Origin of the sequence: Pseudophaeobacter sp. EL27 (assembly GCF_900313025.1) — a bacterium.
GTDB lineage: Bacteria > Pseudomonadota > Alphaproteobacteria > Rhodobacterales > Rhodobacteraceae > Pseudophaeobacter.
In genome coordinates this window covers 518,203-534,544 of the sequence record NZ_OMPQ01000008.1, presented here as the reverse complement: position 1 = coordinate 534,544, position 16,342 = coordinate 518,203, and the positions used below count along the sequence as shown (strand labels likewise).

15 protein-coding genes are annotated in these 16,342 nt (G+C 57.4%); 10 read left to right on the top strand and 5 right to left on the bottom strand.

Going from position 1 to position 16,342, the window contains the following annotated elements; all coding sequences use genetic code 11:
- Nucleotides 1–65: 65 nt before the first annotated feature.
- The 4 genes from ED661_RS07120 (at nucleotide 66) to ED661_RS07105 (ending at nucleotide 5,577) form a co-directional block, all read left to right on the top strand.
- On the top strand, nucleotides 66–1,856 hold the full coding sequence (locus tag ED661_RS07120; protein ID WP_122073195.1) for a gamma-glutamyltransferase family protein: 1,791 nt from the start codon (nucleotides 66–68) through the stop codon (nucleotides 1,854–1,856).
- A gap of 57 nt (nucleotides 1,857–1,913) precedes the next feature.
- Entirely contained in the window at nucleotides 1,914–2,738 is an 825-nt protein-coding gene (locus ED661_RS07115) for a sulfite exporter TauE/SafE family protein (protein WP_122073194.1), read from the top strand.
- Between the two features lie 6 nt (nucleotides 2,739–2,744).
- A complete protein-coding gene (locus tag ED661_RS07110; protein WP_122073193.1) occupies nucleotides 2,745–3,467 on the top strand; it encodes a FadR/GntR family transcriptional regulator in 723 nt (240 codons plus the stop codon).
- Between the two features lie 256 nt (nucleotides 3,468–3,723).
- Nucleotides 3,724–5,577, top strand: coding sequence for a methyl-accepting chemotaxis protein (locus ED661_RS07105; RefSeq protein ID WP_254054785.1), 1,854 nt, complete (start codon nucleotides 3,724–3,726; stop codon nucleotides 5,575–5,577).
- A 126-nt stretch (nucleotides 5,578–5,703) separates the two neighbouring features.
- Here the strand turns inward: ED661_RS07105 and ED661_RS07100 are convergent, their stop codons facing one another.
- On the bottom strand, nucleotides 5,704–5,931 hold the full coding sequence (locus tag ED661_RS07100) for a DUF1127 domain-containing protein (RefSeq protein WP_122073192.1): 228 nt from the start codon (nucleotides 5,929–5,931) through the stop codon (nucleotides 5,704–5,706).
- Nucleotides 5,932–6,211: 280 nt separating this feature from the next.
- Between ED661_RS07100 and ED661_RS07095 the strand changes: the two genes are divergently transcribed.
- Genes ED661_RS07095 through ED661_RS07080 form a run of 5 tightly spaced genes read left to right on the top strand, consistent with a single transcriptional unit; the run spans nucleotide 6,212 to nucleotide 10,126 of the window.
- Nucleotides 6,212–6,823 (top strand): DUF4178 domain-containing protein, encoded by a 612-nt coding sequence (locus tag ED661_RS07095; RefSeq protein WP_122073191.1) that lies wholly within the window; start codon nucleotides 6,212–6,214, stop codon nucleotides 6,821–6,823.
- Entirely contained in the window at nucleotides 6,820–8,130 is a 1,311-nt protein-coding gene (locus ED661_RS07090) for a DUF4178 domain-containing protein (protein WP_122073190.1), read from the top strand. The genes ED661_RS07095 and ED661_RS07090 overlap by 4 nt, the downstream gene beginning before the upstream one ends.
- A 1-nt stretch (nucleotide 8,131) precedes the next feature.
- Nucleotides 8,132–8,290 carry a hypothetical protein gene (locus ED661_RS21895; protein ID WP_009810983.1) on the top strand — a complete coding sequence of 53 codons (159 nt, stop codon included), beginning with the start codon at nucleotides 8,132–8,134 and terminating at the stop codon, nucleotides 8,288–8,290.
- Between the two features lie 11 nt (nucleotides 8,291–8,301).
- On the top strand, nucleotides 8,302–8,526 hold the full coding sequence (locus tag ED661_RS07085) for a DUF350 domain-containing protein (protein WP_122073189.1): 225 nt from the start codon (nucleotides 8,302–8,304) through the stop codon (nucleotides 8,524–8,526).
- Between the two features lie 7 nt (nucleotides 8,527–8,533).
- On the top strand, nucleotides 8,534–10,126 hold the full coding sequence (locus tag ED661_RS07080) for a polyamine aminopropyltransferase (protein ID WP_122073188.1): 1,593 nt from the start codon (nucleotides 8,534–8,536) through the stop codon (nucleotides 10,124–10,126).
- 57 nt (nucleotides 10,127–10,183) lie between these two features.
- Here ED661_RS07080 and ED661_RS07075 read toward each other — a convergent pair whose 3' ends face one another.
- Genes ED661_RS07075 through ED661_RS07060 form a run of 4 tightly spaced genes read right to left on the bottom strand, consistent with a single transcriptional unit; the run spans nucleotide 10,184 to nucleotide 14,047 of the window.
- Entirely contained in the window at nucleotides 10,184–10,993 is an 810-nt protein-coding gene (locus tag ED661_RS07075) for a heme ABC transporter ATP-binding protein (protein WP_122073187.1), read from the bottom strand.
- Complete coding sequence (locus ED661_RS07070; RefSeq protein WP_371412414.1) at nucleotides 10,990–12,075, bottom strand: FecCD family ABC transporter permease; 1,086 nt, start codon at nucleotides 12,073–12,075, stop codon at nucleotides 10,990–10,992. Before ED661_RS07070 ends, ED661_RS07075 begins: the two co-directional genes overlap by 4 nt.
- A gap of 5 nt (nucleotides 12,076–12,080) precedes the next feature.
- Nucleotides 12,081–12,962: a hemin ABC transporter substrate-binding protein gene (locus ED661_RS07065; protein WP_122073185.1), complete on the bottom strand. Its 882-nt coding sequence runs from the start codon at nucleotides 12,960–12,962 to the stop codon at nucleotides 12,081–12,083.
- Complete coding sequence (locus ED661_RS07060) at nucleotides 12,959–14,047, bottom strand: hemin-degrading factor (RefSeq protein ID WP_122073184.1); 1,089 nt, start codon at nucleotides 14,045–14,047, stop codon at nucleotides 12,959–12,961. The genes ED661_RS07065 and ED661_RS07060 overlap by 4 nt, the downstream gene beginning before the upstream one ends.
- A gap of 248 nt (nucleotides 14,048–14,295) precedes the next feature.
- Here ED661_RS07060 and ED661_RS07055 point away from each other — a divergent pair, with 248 nt between their 5' ends.
- Nucleotides 14,296–16,323: a TonB-dependent receptor domain-containing protein gene (locus ED661_RS07055; protein ID WP_122073183.1), complete on the top strand. Its 2,028-nt coding sequence runs from the start codon at nucleotides 14,296–14,298 to the stop codon at nucleotides 16,321–16,323.
- Nucleotides 16,324–16,342 lie beyond the last annotated feature (19 nt).

The following is a 16,342-nucleotide window of genomic DNA, read 5'->3' as shown; positions in this document are numbered from 1 at the left end:
GGCAGGTCTTTGCGTGCTTGTTGAACCAATTCAACATTGGTTCAACTGGTAGCGAGGGGGCAAGGATGCAGGGGTTTACCACAAGGCCGGAAATTCGCGGCTCCTTTGGGGTTGCCACCTCGACCCATTGGATTGCTTCTGCGGTGGGCTTTGGCATTCTGGAACGCGGCGGCAATGCCTTTGATGCGGCCGTTGCAGCCGGGTTGGTGCTGCAGGTGGTGGAGCCTCATCTGAACGGCCCGGCAGGGGATTTGCCGGCCATTTTCCATTCGGCTCAAAGTGACAAGACAGAGGTGCTTGCGGCCCAGGGACCTGCACCCGCAGGAGCTACGATTGCGCATTACCGGGCGCAGGGCTTGCAGCTCATCCCGGGGTCTGGATTGTTGGCGACGGTCATTCCCGGCGCCTTTGATGGCTGGATGCTGATGCTGCGTGACCATGGTACCCTGTCCCTGGCGCAGGTGATGGAACCGGCGATTTCCTATGCCCGTGATGGCCATCCCGTCTTGCCGCGGGTCGCCCATACAATTGCCGGGCTTGCGGAGTACTTTGCCGATGAGTGGCCCTCCTCCGCTGCAACCTGGTGCCCGGATGGCACGGCCCCTGCACCCAATAGCAATTTCAAGAACCCCGACCTTGCCCGGACCTATCAGCGCCTGGTGGATCTGGGTGAGGCAAGTGGAGAGGACCGCGTGGCACAGATTGACGCCGCCCGCAGTGCCTGGGCGGAAGGTTTTGTTGCCGAGGCAATTTGTGACTATTTGAAAACAGCACATGTGCATGACGTCTCTGAGCAAAAGAACAGTGCCGTGCTGACGGCAGCGGATCTGGCCCAATGGCGGGCTGGCTATGAAGAGACGCTGAGCTATGAGTACCACGGCTGGAAGGTCCACAAGACCCAGGCTTGGTCGCAGGGGCCCGTGCTGTTGCAAAGCCTGGCGATCCTGAAACATTTTGACTTGGCAGCGATGGATCCCATGGGGGCCGCATTCACGCATACAGTCATTGAGGCGATGAAACTCGCCTATGCCGACCGCGAGGCCTATTACGGTGACCCGGATCACAGTGCTGTGCCGATGGATGTGCTGCTGTCAGAGGATTATAATGCCGCGCGTGCGGCGCTGATCACCGATCAGGCCTCGCTGGAGCAACGCCCGGGGCGGGTGCCGGGGTTTGAGCATCAGGCCGAGGCCTATATAGCCCGTGCTGCGAAGGATTTTGGTGTCACGGATGCTGCGCCTCAGGAACCGACCATGGCGCATCTCACGGAAAAGCGCGGCGATACCGTGCACCTGGATGTGATTGATCGCTGGGGCAACATGGTCTCTGCAACACCATCAGGCGGCTGGTTGCAATCGAGCCCCGTGGTGCCGGGGCTGGGCTTTCCTCTGAACAGTCGCGCCCAGATGTTCTGGCTGGAAGAAGGCCTGCCGACCTCCTTGGCCCCGGGGCGACGCCCGCGTACCACCCTGACACCAAGCCTGGCAGAGAAAGATGGCACCCGGTTGGTCTTTGGCACTCCGGGTGGGGATCAGCAGGATCAATGGCAATTGATCTGGTTCCTGCGCTTTGTGCATCATGGGCTGGATCTGCAGGCAGGGTTAGACGCGCCACTGTTTCATTCCATGCATTTTCAGGGCAGCTTTTTCCCACGTGCGGCCCTGCCCGGGGAAATGATGATTGAGGCAGCCTACGGCGATGCGGTGATCACTGATCTGCGCCAGCGCGGTCATCTGGTGACAGTGGCGGAGGATTGGACCGTGGGCCGTTTGACCGCTGCTTTGCGTCATGCGGACGGCAGCCTGCAAGCGGCGGCAACGCCACGATTGATGCAGGCCTACGCGGTCGGCCGCTAAGGGCAGCACTCGAGCACCAGCGCGAACAAGACACAAGCAAGAACAGGAAACAGAGCCATGTTTGAAACCGAGACCCTATTGACCCTGGCAGCTGTGGCTGCCGGTTCGGGCGTTGTGGGCGGCATATTGGCCGGTCTGTTGGGGGTTGGTGGCGGCATTGTTATTGTGCCGGCCCTTTACCTGGCCTTGTCGCTGACCGGGATGGACAGCGCCCTCACCATGCAGGTGGCGGTTGGGACATCGCTGGCGACAATTGTGTTTACCTCTTTGTCATCGGGCTATGGCCATTACCGCAAAGGCGCCATCGATATGGGGCTGCTCAAGCTCTGGGCGCCATCGATCCTGCTTGGCGTGGTGATTGGCGGTGTCTTGGGAGGGTTGGTGTCCGGCAAGGTGCTGATCGCGGTCTTTGCCACTGTGGCAGCCATCGTCGCCCTTGATATGATCCTGCGTAGCGGCGGCGGAGAATCTGCGCCCCGCAGCTTTGCCAAACCGGTCTGGGCAGCCTTGGGTGTTGTGGCCGGGGCGATCTCTGCGATGATGGGGATTGGCGGCGGCACTGTCTGCGTGCCGCTGTTGAATTTCCTCGGCTATGATATTCGCAAGGCCGTTGGCACCTCGGCGGCCATTGGGTTTGTGATCGGCGTCCCCGGAGCTCTGATCTATATGGCGACCGGGTTTGGCGCCGACGGCCTGCCGCCGTTTTCCTTTGGCTACGTCAATCTGTTTCTGGCAGCGGTGATCATTCCCTTGAGCACCAGCTTTGCGCGGCTCGGGGTGAAGCTGGCCCATAGCATTCCGCGCCGTGCCCTGCGTCTGGCCTTTGGTCTGTTCCTGATGCTTACCTCTGCGCGCATGTTTTCCGATCTTGCGGGACTGTAGCAGCCGATGACGGATCATGCGCCTCGGGAGACCACCAAAGAGAGCTCTGATACCCCTCAGCCGCAAGAGCTGCTGGCGGCAAAGTTGCGATTAGAAATCTCAAAGGGGGCAGTGCTGCGCGGCGACAGGCTGTTGCCGGAACGGGAGATGGCACAGCACCTGGGGGTGAGCCGTGCCCGGCTGCGACAGGCGCTGGACCAGCTAGAGGGGGAGGGGCTGCTCTTTCGCCGTCGTGGGCAGGGCACCTTTGTACAACCGCCCCCTGCCACCGATGCGGCGCGGCTCAAAAGCCTGGCGCGGCGGGTGAGCCTGCAAGAGGTGATGGAGGTGCGCCTGCAGATCGAGCCAGCCCTGGCAGAGCTGGCGGCCCTGCGTGCAGATGCAAAAATGCGCGAGGTCTTTGCCCAGACAACCCAGGCGACGCTCGATGCATCTGACCAGCAGAGCTATGATGCGGCGGATGATCTCTTTCATTACAAAATTGCCGAGATGGCGCAGAACCCTCTGTTTCTGACAGTCTATGAGGCGATCCGATCGGTGCGGGCACAGGCCAGTTGGGCGAACACCCGGGCGGCGGTCTACTCGCCCGAAGTGATGGTGGTTCTGGGGCAGCAGCATCAGGCACTTGCTGCTGCGATCTTACAGGGTGATAGCGTTACGGCCAGACAGGCGATGCAGGATCATCTGAGATGTGTCGCAGAGACCTTATTGCAGGTTCGCAAGTCTTAGGGCGAGATTGGCTGGCGTCCTGCTAGAACCTGTCATGCCCTGCATCCTTCAAAGCCCTGCACAGAAGAAACCCAAATTGATGCGACCGGCGAGACGCCATCATTTTCGGTAGTAAATAAAAATACCGCAAAAAAACGTGAATTCGGATTTGGCTTGAGATTTTTCTCTAAGCCAAGATTTTGCCTACTTATTCAATTTTTGAAATTTTAAGAAAGTTGATTTAGAAAAGAAAAAAGCAACCAGTTGGAGTTTTAAGGTGTTAAGGAATATATCAATAAATGCCAGACTTTTGATTTCTGGGTTTGCCGCGGTGTCATCTATCCTATTTTTGGCTGCTTTGGCGACCTATAGTCTTTGGCAGAGTGAGCTGGAACTTGAACGGCAAATTTCCGTAACCGAGGCCGTGCGCCAGGAGTTAACTGCAGATATAAAGCATAAATCGATGGAGGGGCTTGTTATTTACAGTTTGCTTGCAGGGGAGACGTTGCCCGCTGGCCAGCAGACTGCACTTTCATTGCAGCTTGCGGAAGAGGCCGATGTCTTCTTGAGATCTCTGCGCGAGTTTCATGCGATGCCAAGCACACCGGAGATCACGGCCCTGATTGAAGCAGCTCTTCCGTCTTCAGAGAGCTATGTGAATTCTAGCCTTTCTCTTCAAAAGCTGGCCTTTAGCGATAATGCGCAGGCAAGGCAGATGTTGCCATCCTTTATGAAGGAGTTTGTGGATCTCGAGTACCTGTTAAAACCCCTCGGTGCAAACCTAGAGGCGTTTGCGCATGATACTGCTATCGCAGCGAGAGAGCATGATATGAATATGCTGTATACTTTGTTGGCGGTATCCGTCCTTACAGTTTCTATCATGCTCTATAATGCGCGCAAGACGACATTGACCATTACCAGACCAATCGAACGGTTGCGATCTGCCCTGAAAGAAGTGGCAAAAGGGGATTTTGGAATCAGAATCGCCTCACGTATGCGGGCAGACGGGTTTGGCGAAATTGCCCATGATATTGATCTGATTTCAGAACGTGTGGTGGAAACGCTTGCCACACAGGAAAAACGACGTGCCGAAGGTGAACGTGTCATTACGCGTCTCGGGAGTGGGTTGCAAAACCTGTCGAAAGGAAATTTCAGCGACCGTATTTCTGAAGTTTTTGACGATGAATACGATCCTTTGCGTGTTGATTACAATGAAACGGTGGATAACTTGAACGAATTGATTTCCAAGGTGGTTCTGGCCAGCCAGGGCATTCAGGGGAAATCCAGCGAAATTCGGGTTGCTTCTGAGGATCTGTCGACGCGCACTGCCAGCCAGGCCGCAACACTAGAGGAAACAGTGGCGGCGATGGAGCAGATGGCCATTAGCGTCAATACAGCTGCGGAAAACACCAAAGAAGTTGAGCAAGCCGTTGTGACCGCGCGCAGCGATGTTGAACACAGCGGCAGGGTCGTTGAGGGGGCAATTGCGGCGATGAATGAGATTGAGGCCTCTTCCAGCCGCATTTCCCAGATCATCGGTGTTATTGATGATATCGCCTTCCAGACCAATCTTCTGGCGCTCAACGCTGGGGTCGAAGCGGCACGGGCAGGCGAGGTCGGGCGGGGCTTTGCGGTTGTAGCCTCAGAAGTCCGTGGTCTGGCACAACGGTCTTCTGAAGCGGCAAAAGAGATCAAAATCCTGATCGGCACCAGTTCAGCCCATGTTCAGGATGGGGTGCAGCAGGTTGACGGGGCGGGCAAAGCCCTGGAAGCCGTTGTCCTTCAGGTCGCCCAGATATCAGAGCTGGTGTCCGGTATCTCTGCGGTCTCTGCCAATCAGGCCACAGGTATCAACGAGGTCAATATTGGCATGTCTCAACTAGACGAGGTGACTCAGAAAAATGCAACCATGGTGGAGGATTCAAGCTCGGCAATCTTGTCTTTGAACAACGAAACGAGCGGGCTTACTCAGCTGGTCGGTCAGTTCGTACTACACAAAGATTCGACTCTGGCCACCGGAGACGGCCAGTGGCAGGGCAGGGTCTCTGAGCCGCCAATTGCTGAGGTTGCCGAGAATTTCGAAACCGGGGTGATCGATTATGAGGAAGAGGTGCTTTCGCGTTCCGCCTAGATCAAGGGTCCCGATCAGTGGCTTGTTGATGAGCCGGACAAAGGCCGGGTGCGCCCTGTTCTGAACAGTGGTGAACTGCAGACCGCAATTCAAACAGGGCGTGCCCGCTAAGTCGCAAGACCTGCCTTAAAGGTAGTAGCTGTCGGAAAAGACGTGATGCACCAGTTGATCACGCTTCAGACCTCGTTTTGTCAGCTCAGCGTCGCTCATGGCCATCAGAGAGTTGAGGGTCTGAGAACGGCTGTTGGCTTCGGCGATTGCAATCAGGCCTTTGCCCAGGGCGGTGAAGGGCTTTGCCAGAAGGTTCAGTACGCCATAGGTGGCGGGGGTCGTGAAGTGGGCGGTATGTGCCATTGCAGGTCACTCCTGATAAAAGTCTCCCATGCAGGGAACATAGGCGGTGGGTCTTAGTGCGAGTAGCTCTTGTGCTGGCATAGCCGTTATGCGCCGAGCGCAGAAAACATGCAGGCTCAAATCTCAGGCACAGGAGTAGCATTTCGGATAGGTTTTCCGCGTCATGTGAAACCGTCAGGCCTGTCGCATGGAACAAGCGATCAGCTGAAAAATGAAAGCATGAGGGGATTTGGTGATTTTTCCCGTTTGCGATCCATGTATCGATGATAACAGTTCACTCATGAGTGAATTGAACTGCCCCAATTGTGGCAATCGGGTCGCCCCAGCGATCAAGAGCGCCAAAATGATTACTTGCGATGCCTGCACGACAACCCTGCTTCTTGAAGATGCTGGGCTGCGTTTGGCGGGCGACCAGGGGGTGCTGCATGAGGTGCCGCTGATTTGTCAGCTGGGTGACGAGTTGAAGATCGGTAAGGGGCGCTATCAGATCCTGGGTCATGCGCGGTTTTCCTACGGGCGTGGCACCTGGGACGAATTTTGGGCAATCGATTCATCTGGTGAACCGGTCTGGATCTCCGTCGATGAGGGCGATCTGATCCTGCAACGGGTATTGCCTCCAAAAGGTTGGCCTGAATACCGGGGCACGCTGCGCCTGGGGCGTAATCTGCGCTACAAGGCTGAGGGGTTTCGGGTCGACGAGGATGGCACCGGCACCTGTGTGGGTCTAAAGGGCAGCTTCGGCCATCCGCTGACTGTGGGGGAGACCTATCGTTTTCTCAACCTGCAAGGCGAGAGTGGGACGGTGCTCTCAGCCGAGATTTCCGGTCAGGAGACTGAATGGTTCATTGGCCAATGGATCGACCCCTTTGAGGTCGTGGTAAAAACCGCATGAGCCTTAACCCCGAGTTGAAGTCGATCAATTGCACCGCCTGTGGGGCCGGGCTGGACATATTGGGTGGTGGCCGGGTGACCACCCATATTTGCAGCTATTGCGGCACCGCGTTGGATGCTCTGGACAGCTATAAAACGCTGATGAAATTCAATATTTTGAACCGCCCGGAGACCCCGCTCAAGATTGGTGCGGCGGGGCAGATCTTTGGCGTGGATTACACCATCATTGGCCTGTTGGAACACGAAGAGACCTGGGGGCCGCGCAGCTGGAAATGGGTGGATCATCAGGTGTTTTCCCCGACCCATGGCTATGCCTGGGTGACGCTGGAAGAGGGGCATCTGACCTTTTCGCGTCGCTACCGCAAGCCGGTGCGCTGGCTGTCGGAGGGCGAGGTCAATAGGGCCGAGATTTGCCCAACTCTGCGCTCCGAGGGGGAACGGTTCAAGTACTACGACACCTCCACCAGCGAGGTCATATATGCTGAGGGGGAATTTACCTGGGCACCGCGCAAGGGCGCCAAGACCACCACGATCACTGCGATGTCCGAAAATGCCATGTTGGGCTTTTCCACCACCAATCGGGAACGTGAGATCTATCATACGGTTTACTTGGAGTCGGTAGAGATAACTGGATTTGACCTGCCTTCAACTTTCAAGCCCAGCGGTATACATGCGCTGAAGAAGATGAAGGCCGGGGCCAACGCTGGCTTTCTGATGGTGGCAGGGCTCTGTGCCATGGTGCTGTGTTTTGTGCTGGGGGCCATGATGGGCCTGCAAAACGGCACCTTGGTTGACCGCCAGCACCAGTTTAATGTCGCCCAATTGCCGGTGAGCATATCGTTTGACGTGCCAGAAGCGGGCCGTTTGACGAAGATAAATCTGCGTGGCAATGGGCGTAACAGCTGGAACTATCTGGCGGTTGAATTGGAAGACCCAGAGGGGGAGGTGCTGTTTGAATCGGGCCGCACCGTGGAATATTACTCTGGCCGGGATAAGGATGGCAGTTGGAGCGAGGGGAGCAATAGGGCGAGCCTGGCTTTTTTCCCGCCAGTGACAGGCACCTATTCGGTGACGCTGGACCTGGAAGAGAGCGGGTTTTGGGCGCCTAATGTGAATCGCTCGTCTTCGCCGCAACATCAAATGACGCAGGTGTCGCTACAAATTCGCAATGGTGTTTCCAGCGGTTTCTGGCTGGTCTTGTTGGGCCTTGGATTTGGCTGCATTGGCGGGCTGCCACTGCTGCGCCGCTATCTGCACAACAAGGCCCGTTGGCGCGACAGCGACTGGGTTGATGAGGACGACGATTGAGATGATTTTGTTTCGCCTGATCTTTGTCCTGCTCTCGGCCACGGCCATCGCCGGAACCACCTATGTTGCCTATCTGGGACATGGCGGCGAAAGCCGTGATTTGGATCGCTCTATTCGCGCCGTCAGCGCTGGGCGGGGATTGAATGGAAGTATCAAATAGAAAGGACTCTCATGGAGTATTTTGCCGCAGTTCAGCTGGCTGAAATGATCAGCACCATTGTCTATACCTTCCTGGGTGTGGCGCTTATGGGGGCGGTCTGGAAGGTGATCGACTGGATGACGCCGTTTCCGATCATGAAAGAGATCGAGCAGGATCAGAACATGGCTCTGGCGGTGCTGATTGGCATGTTGTTTGTGTCGATCTCAATCATCATCGCGGCCGTCATTGTCTCCTGAAGCGCCGGTGTCACAGGCACAGGACGCGGGCGCATCCGCTGACCCGGCTGCGGCAACCGCCGCCCTGCGCCTGCGCGAAACCTGGCTCTTGGTGGCGACCTTTCTGGTGGCTGTGGCGGGGCTCATCTATGAGCTGATCGCGGCCACTTTGTCGAGCTACCTGCTGGGCGATTCTGTACGCCAGTTTTCATATGTGATCGGGGTTTTCCTTTCCTCCATGGGGCTGGGAGCCTGGCTGTCACGCTATGTTGACCGTGCCATGTCGGGGTTTGTCTGGGCACAGATCCTGTTGGGAATTGCCGGTGGCTTTATGGCGCCAGCGGTGTTTCTCAGCTTTGCCTGGATGGAGAGCGTCAGCCTGCCCCTATATGGGCTGTTAATCACTGTGGGGGTGCTGTCAGGGATGGAGATCCCGCTGATCGCCCGTGTGCTGAAAGAGATTGGCGCGCCTGAGTTCCGTTTTGAGAATGTTCTGAGCGTCGATTACATTGGCGCGCTTGTGGCATCCTTGGCCTTTCCGCTGTTGATCATTCCGCATCTCGGGCTGATGGCCGGGAGCCTCGCCTTTGGGGCGCTGAACCTTGGCGTGGCCGGGCTGTCCCTGTGGATTTTTCGCCGCGATACCAGTGGAGCGCAGGTCGGCGTCTGGGCGGTTGCGCTCTTGGTGACACTTCTTGGTCTCTGGCAGGCCGAGCGTCTGGTCTCGGTGACCGAGGCCAATCTGTTTGAGGATGATATTATCCTTAGCGAAGCAACGCCCTATCAGCAGATCACGGTCACCCGCTACCGCGACCGCACCCGGTTGTTTCTCGACTACTCGATCCAGTTCGATAGTCTGGATGAGCACCGCTATCACGAAAGTCTGGTACATCCGGCCATGGCGCAGGCCTCGCGGCGCAAGTCGGTTCTGGTGCTTGGCGGCGGTGATGGCATGGCGGTGCGTGAAGTGCTGCGCTGGGCAGAGGTAGAGCACGTCACACTGGTGGATCTGGATCCCCGTGTCACCGAGCTGTTTCGCGATCATCCAGATCTGTCACAGCTGAACGAAGGTGCTTTGTCCGATTCACGGGTCGAGATCGAAAACGCAGATGCCTGGCGCTTTGTTGAAGATAGCAGCACGGTCTATGATGTCATTATCATCGATCTGCCTGACCCCAAAAACCTCGCCCTGTCAAAGCTCTACAGCCGTCAGTTTTACGGAGCATTGGTCGAGCAGCTGAGCGCACAGGGGATCATGGTGACCCAGGCGGGATCACCGCTTTTTGCCCGCGAGGCGTTTTGGTCCATCAATGCAACGCTGCAATCCAGCCGCAACCCATGGGCGCCTGGGGCTGGGTTGGCGACACAGCCCTATCACGCCTATCTGCCCAGTTTTGGCGATTGGGGCTTTGTGCTGGCAAGCCCGCAAATGCCTGCCGCGACAGGGCTTGACCTGCCGGAAACTCTCGCCACAGAGCTGAAATACCTCACACCTGAAGTCTGGCAGGCCGCAGGGGTCTTTGACCCGCAAAGTGGCCCCACGGAGGTGGAAGTCAATACGCTGCAATCACATGCTCTGGTCGGATATTACCTGGATGGCTGGGCGCAGTGGTTTGAATAACCTCGAGAGGCATAAATCCATTCGAGCCCAGAGGTGAGGCTGGGCTCGATGCAGGGGTCATTCACCCGGCTGAATGGCCAGGGCAGCCCGCGCCTGGGGCAGTAAAAAGGGCATCTCAGCGGGGGGCGTGGTATTGACCGGGATCGGGCAGCCGTAGGTGCTGGCCAGGGTCTCATTGGTCAGAACCTGGGCTGGAGAGCCGGTTGCTGCCACCTGACCCGCCTGCATCAGTACCACATGATCGGCAAACATCGCGGTGAGGTTGAGGTCATGCATTACCGCAACAACACCCCCACCACGGGCGGCGTAAGAACGGGCCAGATCCATCACGGTGAACTGATGGCCGATGTCGAGGCTGGCGACAGGCTCGTCCAGGATCAGCCAGCGTGGCACATTGTCTACTATGGGCTCCCAGACCTGGGTGATGACCCGCGCGAGCTGCACGCGTTGCTGCTCCCCGCCGGACAGATCCTGATACATGCGCCCGGCAAAGCTGCCCAACCCTACGCAGGCCAGCGCCTGCAGTGGCACGGAACTGTCGGCAGCAGACAGGCCTGCACTCAGGCCCAGGCGAACGATTTCAAGCACGGTAAAGGGAAAGGCAATCGTGCTGCTTTGAGGTTGAACGGCCCGGATTGCCGCCAGTTGCCAGGGCTGCAAACTGGCCACATCAACGCCGTTGATGCTGACCTGGCCATGATGAGGCACTTCACCGGTCATGGCACGCAACAGAGTTGTCTTACCCGACCCATTTGGACCAACAATCGCGGTTACCTTGCCAGATCTGGCGGTGAAGTCGACGCCATGCAGCACCTCTTTGCCCCCCAGTTTGACGCTGATGTTGCGGGCTTCCAATGACGTGATCATAGGCCCAGGTTCCCCCGTCGATTGAGCAGAATCCACAGGAATACCGGGGCGCCAAGGATGGCGGTGATGATGCCAATCGGCAGCTCTGCCGGGGCAACCACCACCCGCGCGATCATGTCTGCGCCCAGAAGCAACGAAGCCCCAAGCAGGGCGGCATTGGGCAGCAGGCTGTGATGATCCGGACCAGTTGCAAGGCGCAGCAGATGTGGCACCACAATGCCGATAAACCCAATCCCGCCCGAAACGGCAACAGCAGCTCCTGTGGCTCCGGCAACGGATAGGATCGCGGTGTTTTTCACGCGTTGCACCGCTATGCCGATATGCCCGGCTGCGGCTTCTCCCAAGGCCATGCCATTGAGGCCACGCGCCAGAAAAGGTGCGGCTGCAAGGGCCAGGCCGATGATGGGAAGGGCCGCCAGAACCTTGGTCCAGGTGGCCCCGGCCAAGGATCCCATGCCCCAGAAGGTGAGGTCCCGCAACTGGCTGTCATCGCTGTAATAGACCAAGACACCAGAGGCGGCCCCGGCCAGAGCTCCCAGTGCGATCCCGGCCAGCAGCATGGTTGCCACCGATGTCTGACCGCCACGTGTCGAGACCCGGTAGAGCAAAATGGTAGATCCCCAGCCCCCCAAAAAGGCGGCAATGGGCACCAAAGCGGTGCCAAGGAATTGCTGGATCGCGCTTGGCAGCAGGCTGCCCAGGACAATTGCGCAGATGGCAGCGAGGCCTGCCCCAGCACTGACGCCAACGATACCGGGGTCCGCCAGTGGGTTGCGAAACAACCCCTGCATCACGGCGCCAGAAACGGCGAGTGAGGCCCCAACAAGAATACCCATGCACAGACGTGGCAAGCGAATATCCAACAGCACCACGCGATCCATCGTTGACAGATCTCGCCCTGCAGCCAGATCCGTCAAGGCATTCCAAAGCGAGGCGCTGGAGGCCCCGGTGGTGAGGGACAGGATCGAGGTCACCAGAAGGAGAAGCAGTAAAAGGACAGTGAGCTGACGGGCCCGAATGCGCCGATCAACAAGGGGTGCAGATCCATCGCTTGGATCTGCATCATTGATATCCGTCGTCAGGGCGCTCACTGGGCGGCTCCGTAGATTGCCTGTGACAGATCCTTGACCGCGCTGGCGGCACGGGGGCCAAATTGCAAAAGCAGTGCGCCATCCATGCGTATCAGCTCACCATTTTGCGCAGCCGGGGTCAGCATCAGGGCGGGCAGGGATTGGATGGAGTCTTTGGTCAACCCATGGTCGCCGCCGCGATCCATGGCCAGAATGACATCCGGCGCTGCTGCGGCAATTGCCTCATCGGTCAGCTGTTTGTAGCCTTCAAACTCGGAGATCGCATTGACCGCCCCGGCCATGGTGATGATGCCATCGGCACCGGTTCCCGTGCCGCTTGCGGTGATGCGACCGGCCTGGGTCGAGAGCACAAAGAGCACCCGCTTGGGACTGTCGCCCGCAGTCTTCTGCGCCAGCGCCTGCGCGGCTGAAAGCTCGTCACTGACTTGGGTGATCAGGGCTTGTCCTGCCTCGGATTGATCCAAGGCATCCGCCACGGTTTGAATTTTGGCAATAACGCCAGCGGCGGAATAGATTTCCGGTACTTCCACATAGGTCACACCGGCCTGTTTCAGTACTGCCAGGGTCTCTGGCGGGCCGGAGCCTTCGGAGGCCAGGATCAAGTCGGGATCAACTGATAACACGCCCTCGGGAGAGAGGGCGCGGGCGTAGCCAACATTGGGCAAGGCCGCAGCTTTGGCGGGGAAGTTGGAGGTGGTGTCGCGTGCCACCAGGCGATCTTCTTGGCCTAGGGCATAGACGATTTCTGTTACAGCACCACCGATTGAGACGATCCGACTTGGCTCTTCAGCCTGTACAGCCTGAACGGGGAGGAGGGCACATAGAGCGAGGGCTCCTGCGGCTTTTAGGCCAGCAGAAAAGGAAGAACTCAGCGTCATAGGGCTGCCTCCGTTTCTGGTAGGGTGCGCTGCCCTGTATTGGTGTCAGAAAGTGAGGGAAGGGCGGCGACGATCTCTGCCCATTCCGGCCGGTGATCGCGATCACCGTCGCGGCGACCAAAGACCTGCAGGATCACTTGCCCCTGACTGTCAAAGGCTTCAACCGAGATGGCATCTCCGCGTTGGGTAGGTTTGTTCACCGCCCAGACCTCGGTCAAATGATCGAGACGCAGGTGCAGATCAAATCCGGGGTCCAGAATGTTCTGCCAGGGGCCCATACTGCGCAGGTTTTGCACCGGGCCTGCGTGGATCTGGATACAGCCTGGGTTGCCGACAAAAATCATTACTTCAATGCCCTGATCGCGCAGAGCATGCAGCATGGTGTCAACCGAACCGGCCTCGAGCTGGCGCGCCAAAGGCTCCCCGGCAATCCGATAGGCGCCAAGTCGGTTCATCTTCAGTTTGGAGGTCAGTTGGCGGAACTGATGGGTGTCGGTCATTTTAGCCCATGCGCTGCGCAGATGCTCGGCCTTTTGTGGATCCGCCTTGGGGGCTTCTGCAGGCTGGCGTGGTGTCACACTAAGATGTGGCTCTTGCTCAGGCAGGGCCAGATCGCTGACAAGTGTGGCCCAGGCCTCCAGATTGGAAGCAGCGCGCAGGTGGACCTTGTGCACCGCATCCCCGGCAGCATCAAAAAACTGGACGGAGCGACGAATGCCCGCGTCCGAATTGCGCTCAACCGCAAAGGCCGTGGCGAAGTGGCGGGGGAAAAGCCGCAAATCAATTTCTGGGGTCAACACCATGGAGGCATGTTTGCCGGGGCGAAAATCGTTATAGGTACCAACCTTTTCGATCACGCAGGAGGCGTTGCGGGTCAGGGCCATGACCTCGCCCAATGCGGCAAGCCTGGGGAAGATCTCGTCGATATTTGCGTCAAGCTGGGTGACGCCTTCGCCCAGGTATGCAGCCACCAGCTGGGCTTCGCTGATGTCGAACTGCGCGGCAAAATCGCGATCACGGATCTTGGGATTTTCCTGGCGCATCTCGCGGATGGCCTGCGGATCCAGCGGCGGAGTAAGGCTCATTTTGGGCCCTTTCAAAGTTGCAAGTTCTGCGGAAAGGGCTGGCTCCGAAGTTTTGCCCCATGTGGTTTGGGGAGAAAATTCAGGCTGGCGGCTGCTGTTTAGCAGTGGTTAATTTATGTTGACTGTTTTTATCACCTTTACTATCAGGCTCAAGTGGAAATCAACGGTTCCACCAGAAACAACCAAACTACCGCGCCAGCCCTACCTGCAAGCATCGGTTAAAAGACCAAGATGCAAAGGGACATGAGATGGGGAAATTTCGGCTGACGCAGCATTTGCTGGGGACCGTTTCCGTATTGGGTTTGACGCTCGGATCGGGCGCTATGGCGCAAGATCTGCTGGATGAACTGCCACCTGAGGAGCAATTGCAGGGCGAAGAATTCCTGGGAACAGTGGAACTGGGGCAGGGCAAACGCGAAGTGCAGGTCGGCACCGCTGTCCCCCTTACAGTCATTAATCAGGAAGAAATCGATGACCGTCAGGCCGGTACGATCGCCGAGCTGATCGATTCGGTTCCCGGGGTTTCCCTGGTGAACGGGTCGCGCCCAGAAGGCTCGGGGATCAATATTCGCGGCTTTGGTGCCAATGGCACCTACGGGACCGACCAGAAGGTGGCCATCGTTATCGATGGGGCCACAACTGGTTCGGAAGAAATCTATCGCATCGGCACACAGCTGATTACCGATCCTGCACTCTACAAAAGCGTCTCGGTGATCCGCGGTACCGTCGGTTCCTTTGAATGGGGGTCGGGTATTATTGGTGGGGTGGTTCAACTGGAAACCAAAGACGCCTCAGACTTCACCGGTGGCGAGATCGGCCTGCGGTTCCGCCAGCAACTTGGTTATTCTTCCAATGGTGAGGGCTACAACAGTTCTTCCATCCTGGCCTGGCAACCCATGGAGAACTTCGAAGTTCTGCTGAGCTACGTCAAGCGGGACACCGATTCCTATGATGATGGCAATGGCAATCTAGTCGACAATACTTCGACAGAGCCTTACTCAGCACTGGCAAAGGCCAAATACACCTTTGGCGAAGCCAACGAACATGCCCTGACCTTTGCTTATCAACAGTCCTATTCGGATGAGTTCGACTCACCTTATGACCAGTTCAATGTGGTCAACTTTGGTAATGTGAACCGGAGCACGGAATCCAAGGTTGCCACACTGAAATACGAATATAGTCCAGTTGGCAATGATCTGATCGATCTGTCAGTTCAATACTCCTATTCCGACATCTATATCGAAAGTGAGCCAACCAACCCAGGTGGGTTTGTTGATTACCTGCTGGATGGCGATCACGACTATACCATCGACAAGCTGACCATCAAAAATGCCATGTTTTTCCAGACCGGTGCTGTCTCGCATGATCTGCGCTTTGGTGTTGAATTCACCAGCAAGGACCGGCTGGAAAGCCAGGTTAGCCCGACCTCTGGCAGCGTCTCGGTTCCCGGTGGCAAGGACGAGCGGATTGCTCTGTTCATCATTGATGAAATCGCTCTGGGCAACAACTGGACGATCACTCCGGCCCTGCGCTGGGAGGACCAGAAGATCACCGGTGCGGCGACATTTGCAGGTGCTCGCTATGACAATTCTGCGCTGATGGGGGGTATCTCTGCACGCTATGAGTTTGACTCCGGTCTGGCTCTGTTTGCCAGCGCCGCCTATACTGAAAACCTGCCAATTATCGACGATCTGAGCGTCCCCAGCCGAATGAATCAGTCGGAGAAATCGACCACCTATGAAGTGGGTGCCTCTTATGTGTCCAGCGATGTTTTTACAGGTGATGACTCGTTGCAAGTGAAGGCAAATGTCTTCTTTACTGACCTATGGGATGTGACTTCGTATTCAAACATTGGCAGGGTGGATAGCCACGGGGTGGAGGTCGAATTGACCTATGCCATGTCCAATGGAACCTACTTTGATCTGAATGCCACATATGGGGATTACGAGGCGTTTAATACGTCTGTCCTAACCGGGGTCTGGGAGCTTTGGGATAATGCGCCAGCCAATGGCGTACGTCTGACCGTCGGCAAACGCATCAACGAGACCTGGGACCTCAGCTGGGAACAGGTGGTGGCCAAGAACGGCAACAACAACCGCGGTGGCTATGGCATCAGCAACTTGCGGGCCACCTATCGTCCGCAGAATGGCGTGCTGGCCGGGGCCGAGGTCCGTCTGGGGATCGAAAACGCCTTTGACCGCGTTTATCAGCCAAACCTTGCTACTCAGGTTGCCGCAGGCCGCAACATCAAACTGAGCGTGGCAAAAACCTTCTGATCCAATCGCAACCGAGAGG

Coding starts and splice junctions, on each gene's coding strand:
- ED661_RS07055 (WP_122073183.1), top strand. CDS start 14,296: ATGGGGAAATTTCGGCTGACGCAGCATTTGCTGGGGACCGTTTCCGTA.
- ED661_RS07110 (WP_122073193.1), top strand. CDS start 2,745: ATGACGGATCATGCGCCTCGGGAGACCACCAAAGAGAGCTCTGATACC.
- ED661_RS07095 (WP_122073191.1), top strand. CDS start 6,212: ATGAGTGAATTGAACTGCCCCAATTGTGGCAATCGGGTCGCCCCAGCG.
- ED661_RS07100 (WP_122073192.1), bottom strand. CDS start 5,931: ATGGCACATACCGCCCACTTCACGACCCCCGCCACCTATGGCGTACTG.
- ED661_RS07065 (WP_122073185.1), bottom strand. CDS start 12,962: ATGACGCTGAGTTCTTCCTTTTCTGCTGGCCTAAAAGCCGCAGGAGCC.
- ED661_RS07090 (WP_122073190.1), top strand. CDS start 6,820: ATGAGCCTTAACCCCGAGTTGAAGTCGATCAATTGCACCGCCTGTGGG.
- ED661_RS21895 (WP_009810983.1), top strand. CDS start 8,132: ATGATTTTGTTTCGCCTGATCTTTGTCCTGCTCTCGGCCACGGCCATC.
- ED661_RS07085 (WP_122073189.1), top strand. CDS start 8,302: ATGGAGTATTTTGCCGCAGTTCAGCTGGCTGAAATGATCAGCACCATT.
- ED661_RS07120 (WP_122073195.1), top strand. CDS start 66: ATGCAGGGGTTTACCACAAGGCCGGAAATTCGCGGCTCCTTTGGGGTT.
- ED661_RS07115 (WP_122073194.1), top strand. CDS start 1,914: ATGTTTGAAACCGAGACCCTATTGACCCTGGCAGCTGTGGCTGCCGGT.
- ED661_RS07060 (WP_122073184.1), bottom strand. CDS start 14,047: ATGAGCCTTACTCCGCCGCTGGATCCGCAGGCCATCCGCGAGATGCGC.
- ED661_RS07075 (WP_122073187.1), bottom strand. CDS start 10,993: ATGATCACGTCATTGGAAGCCCGCAACATCAGCGTCAAACTGGGGGGC.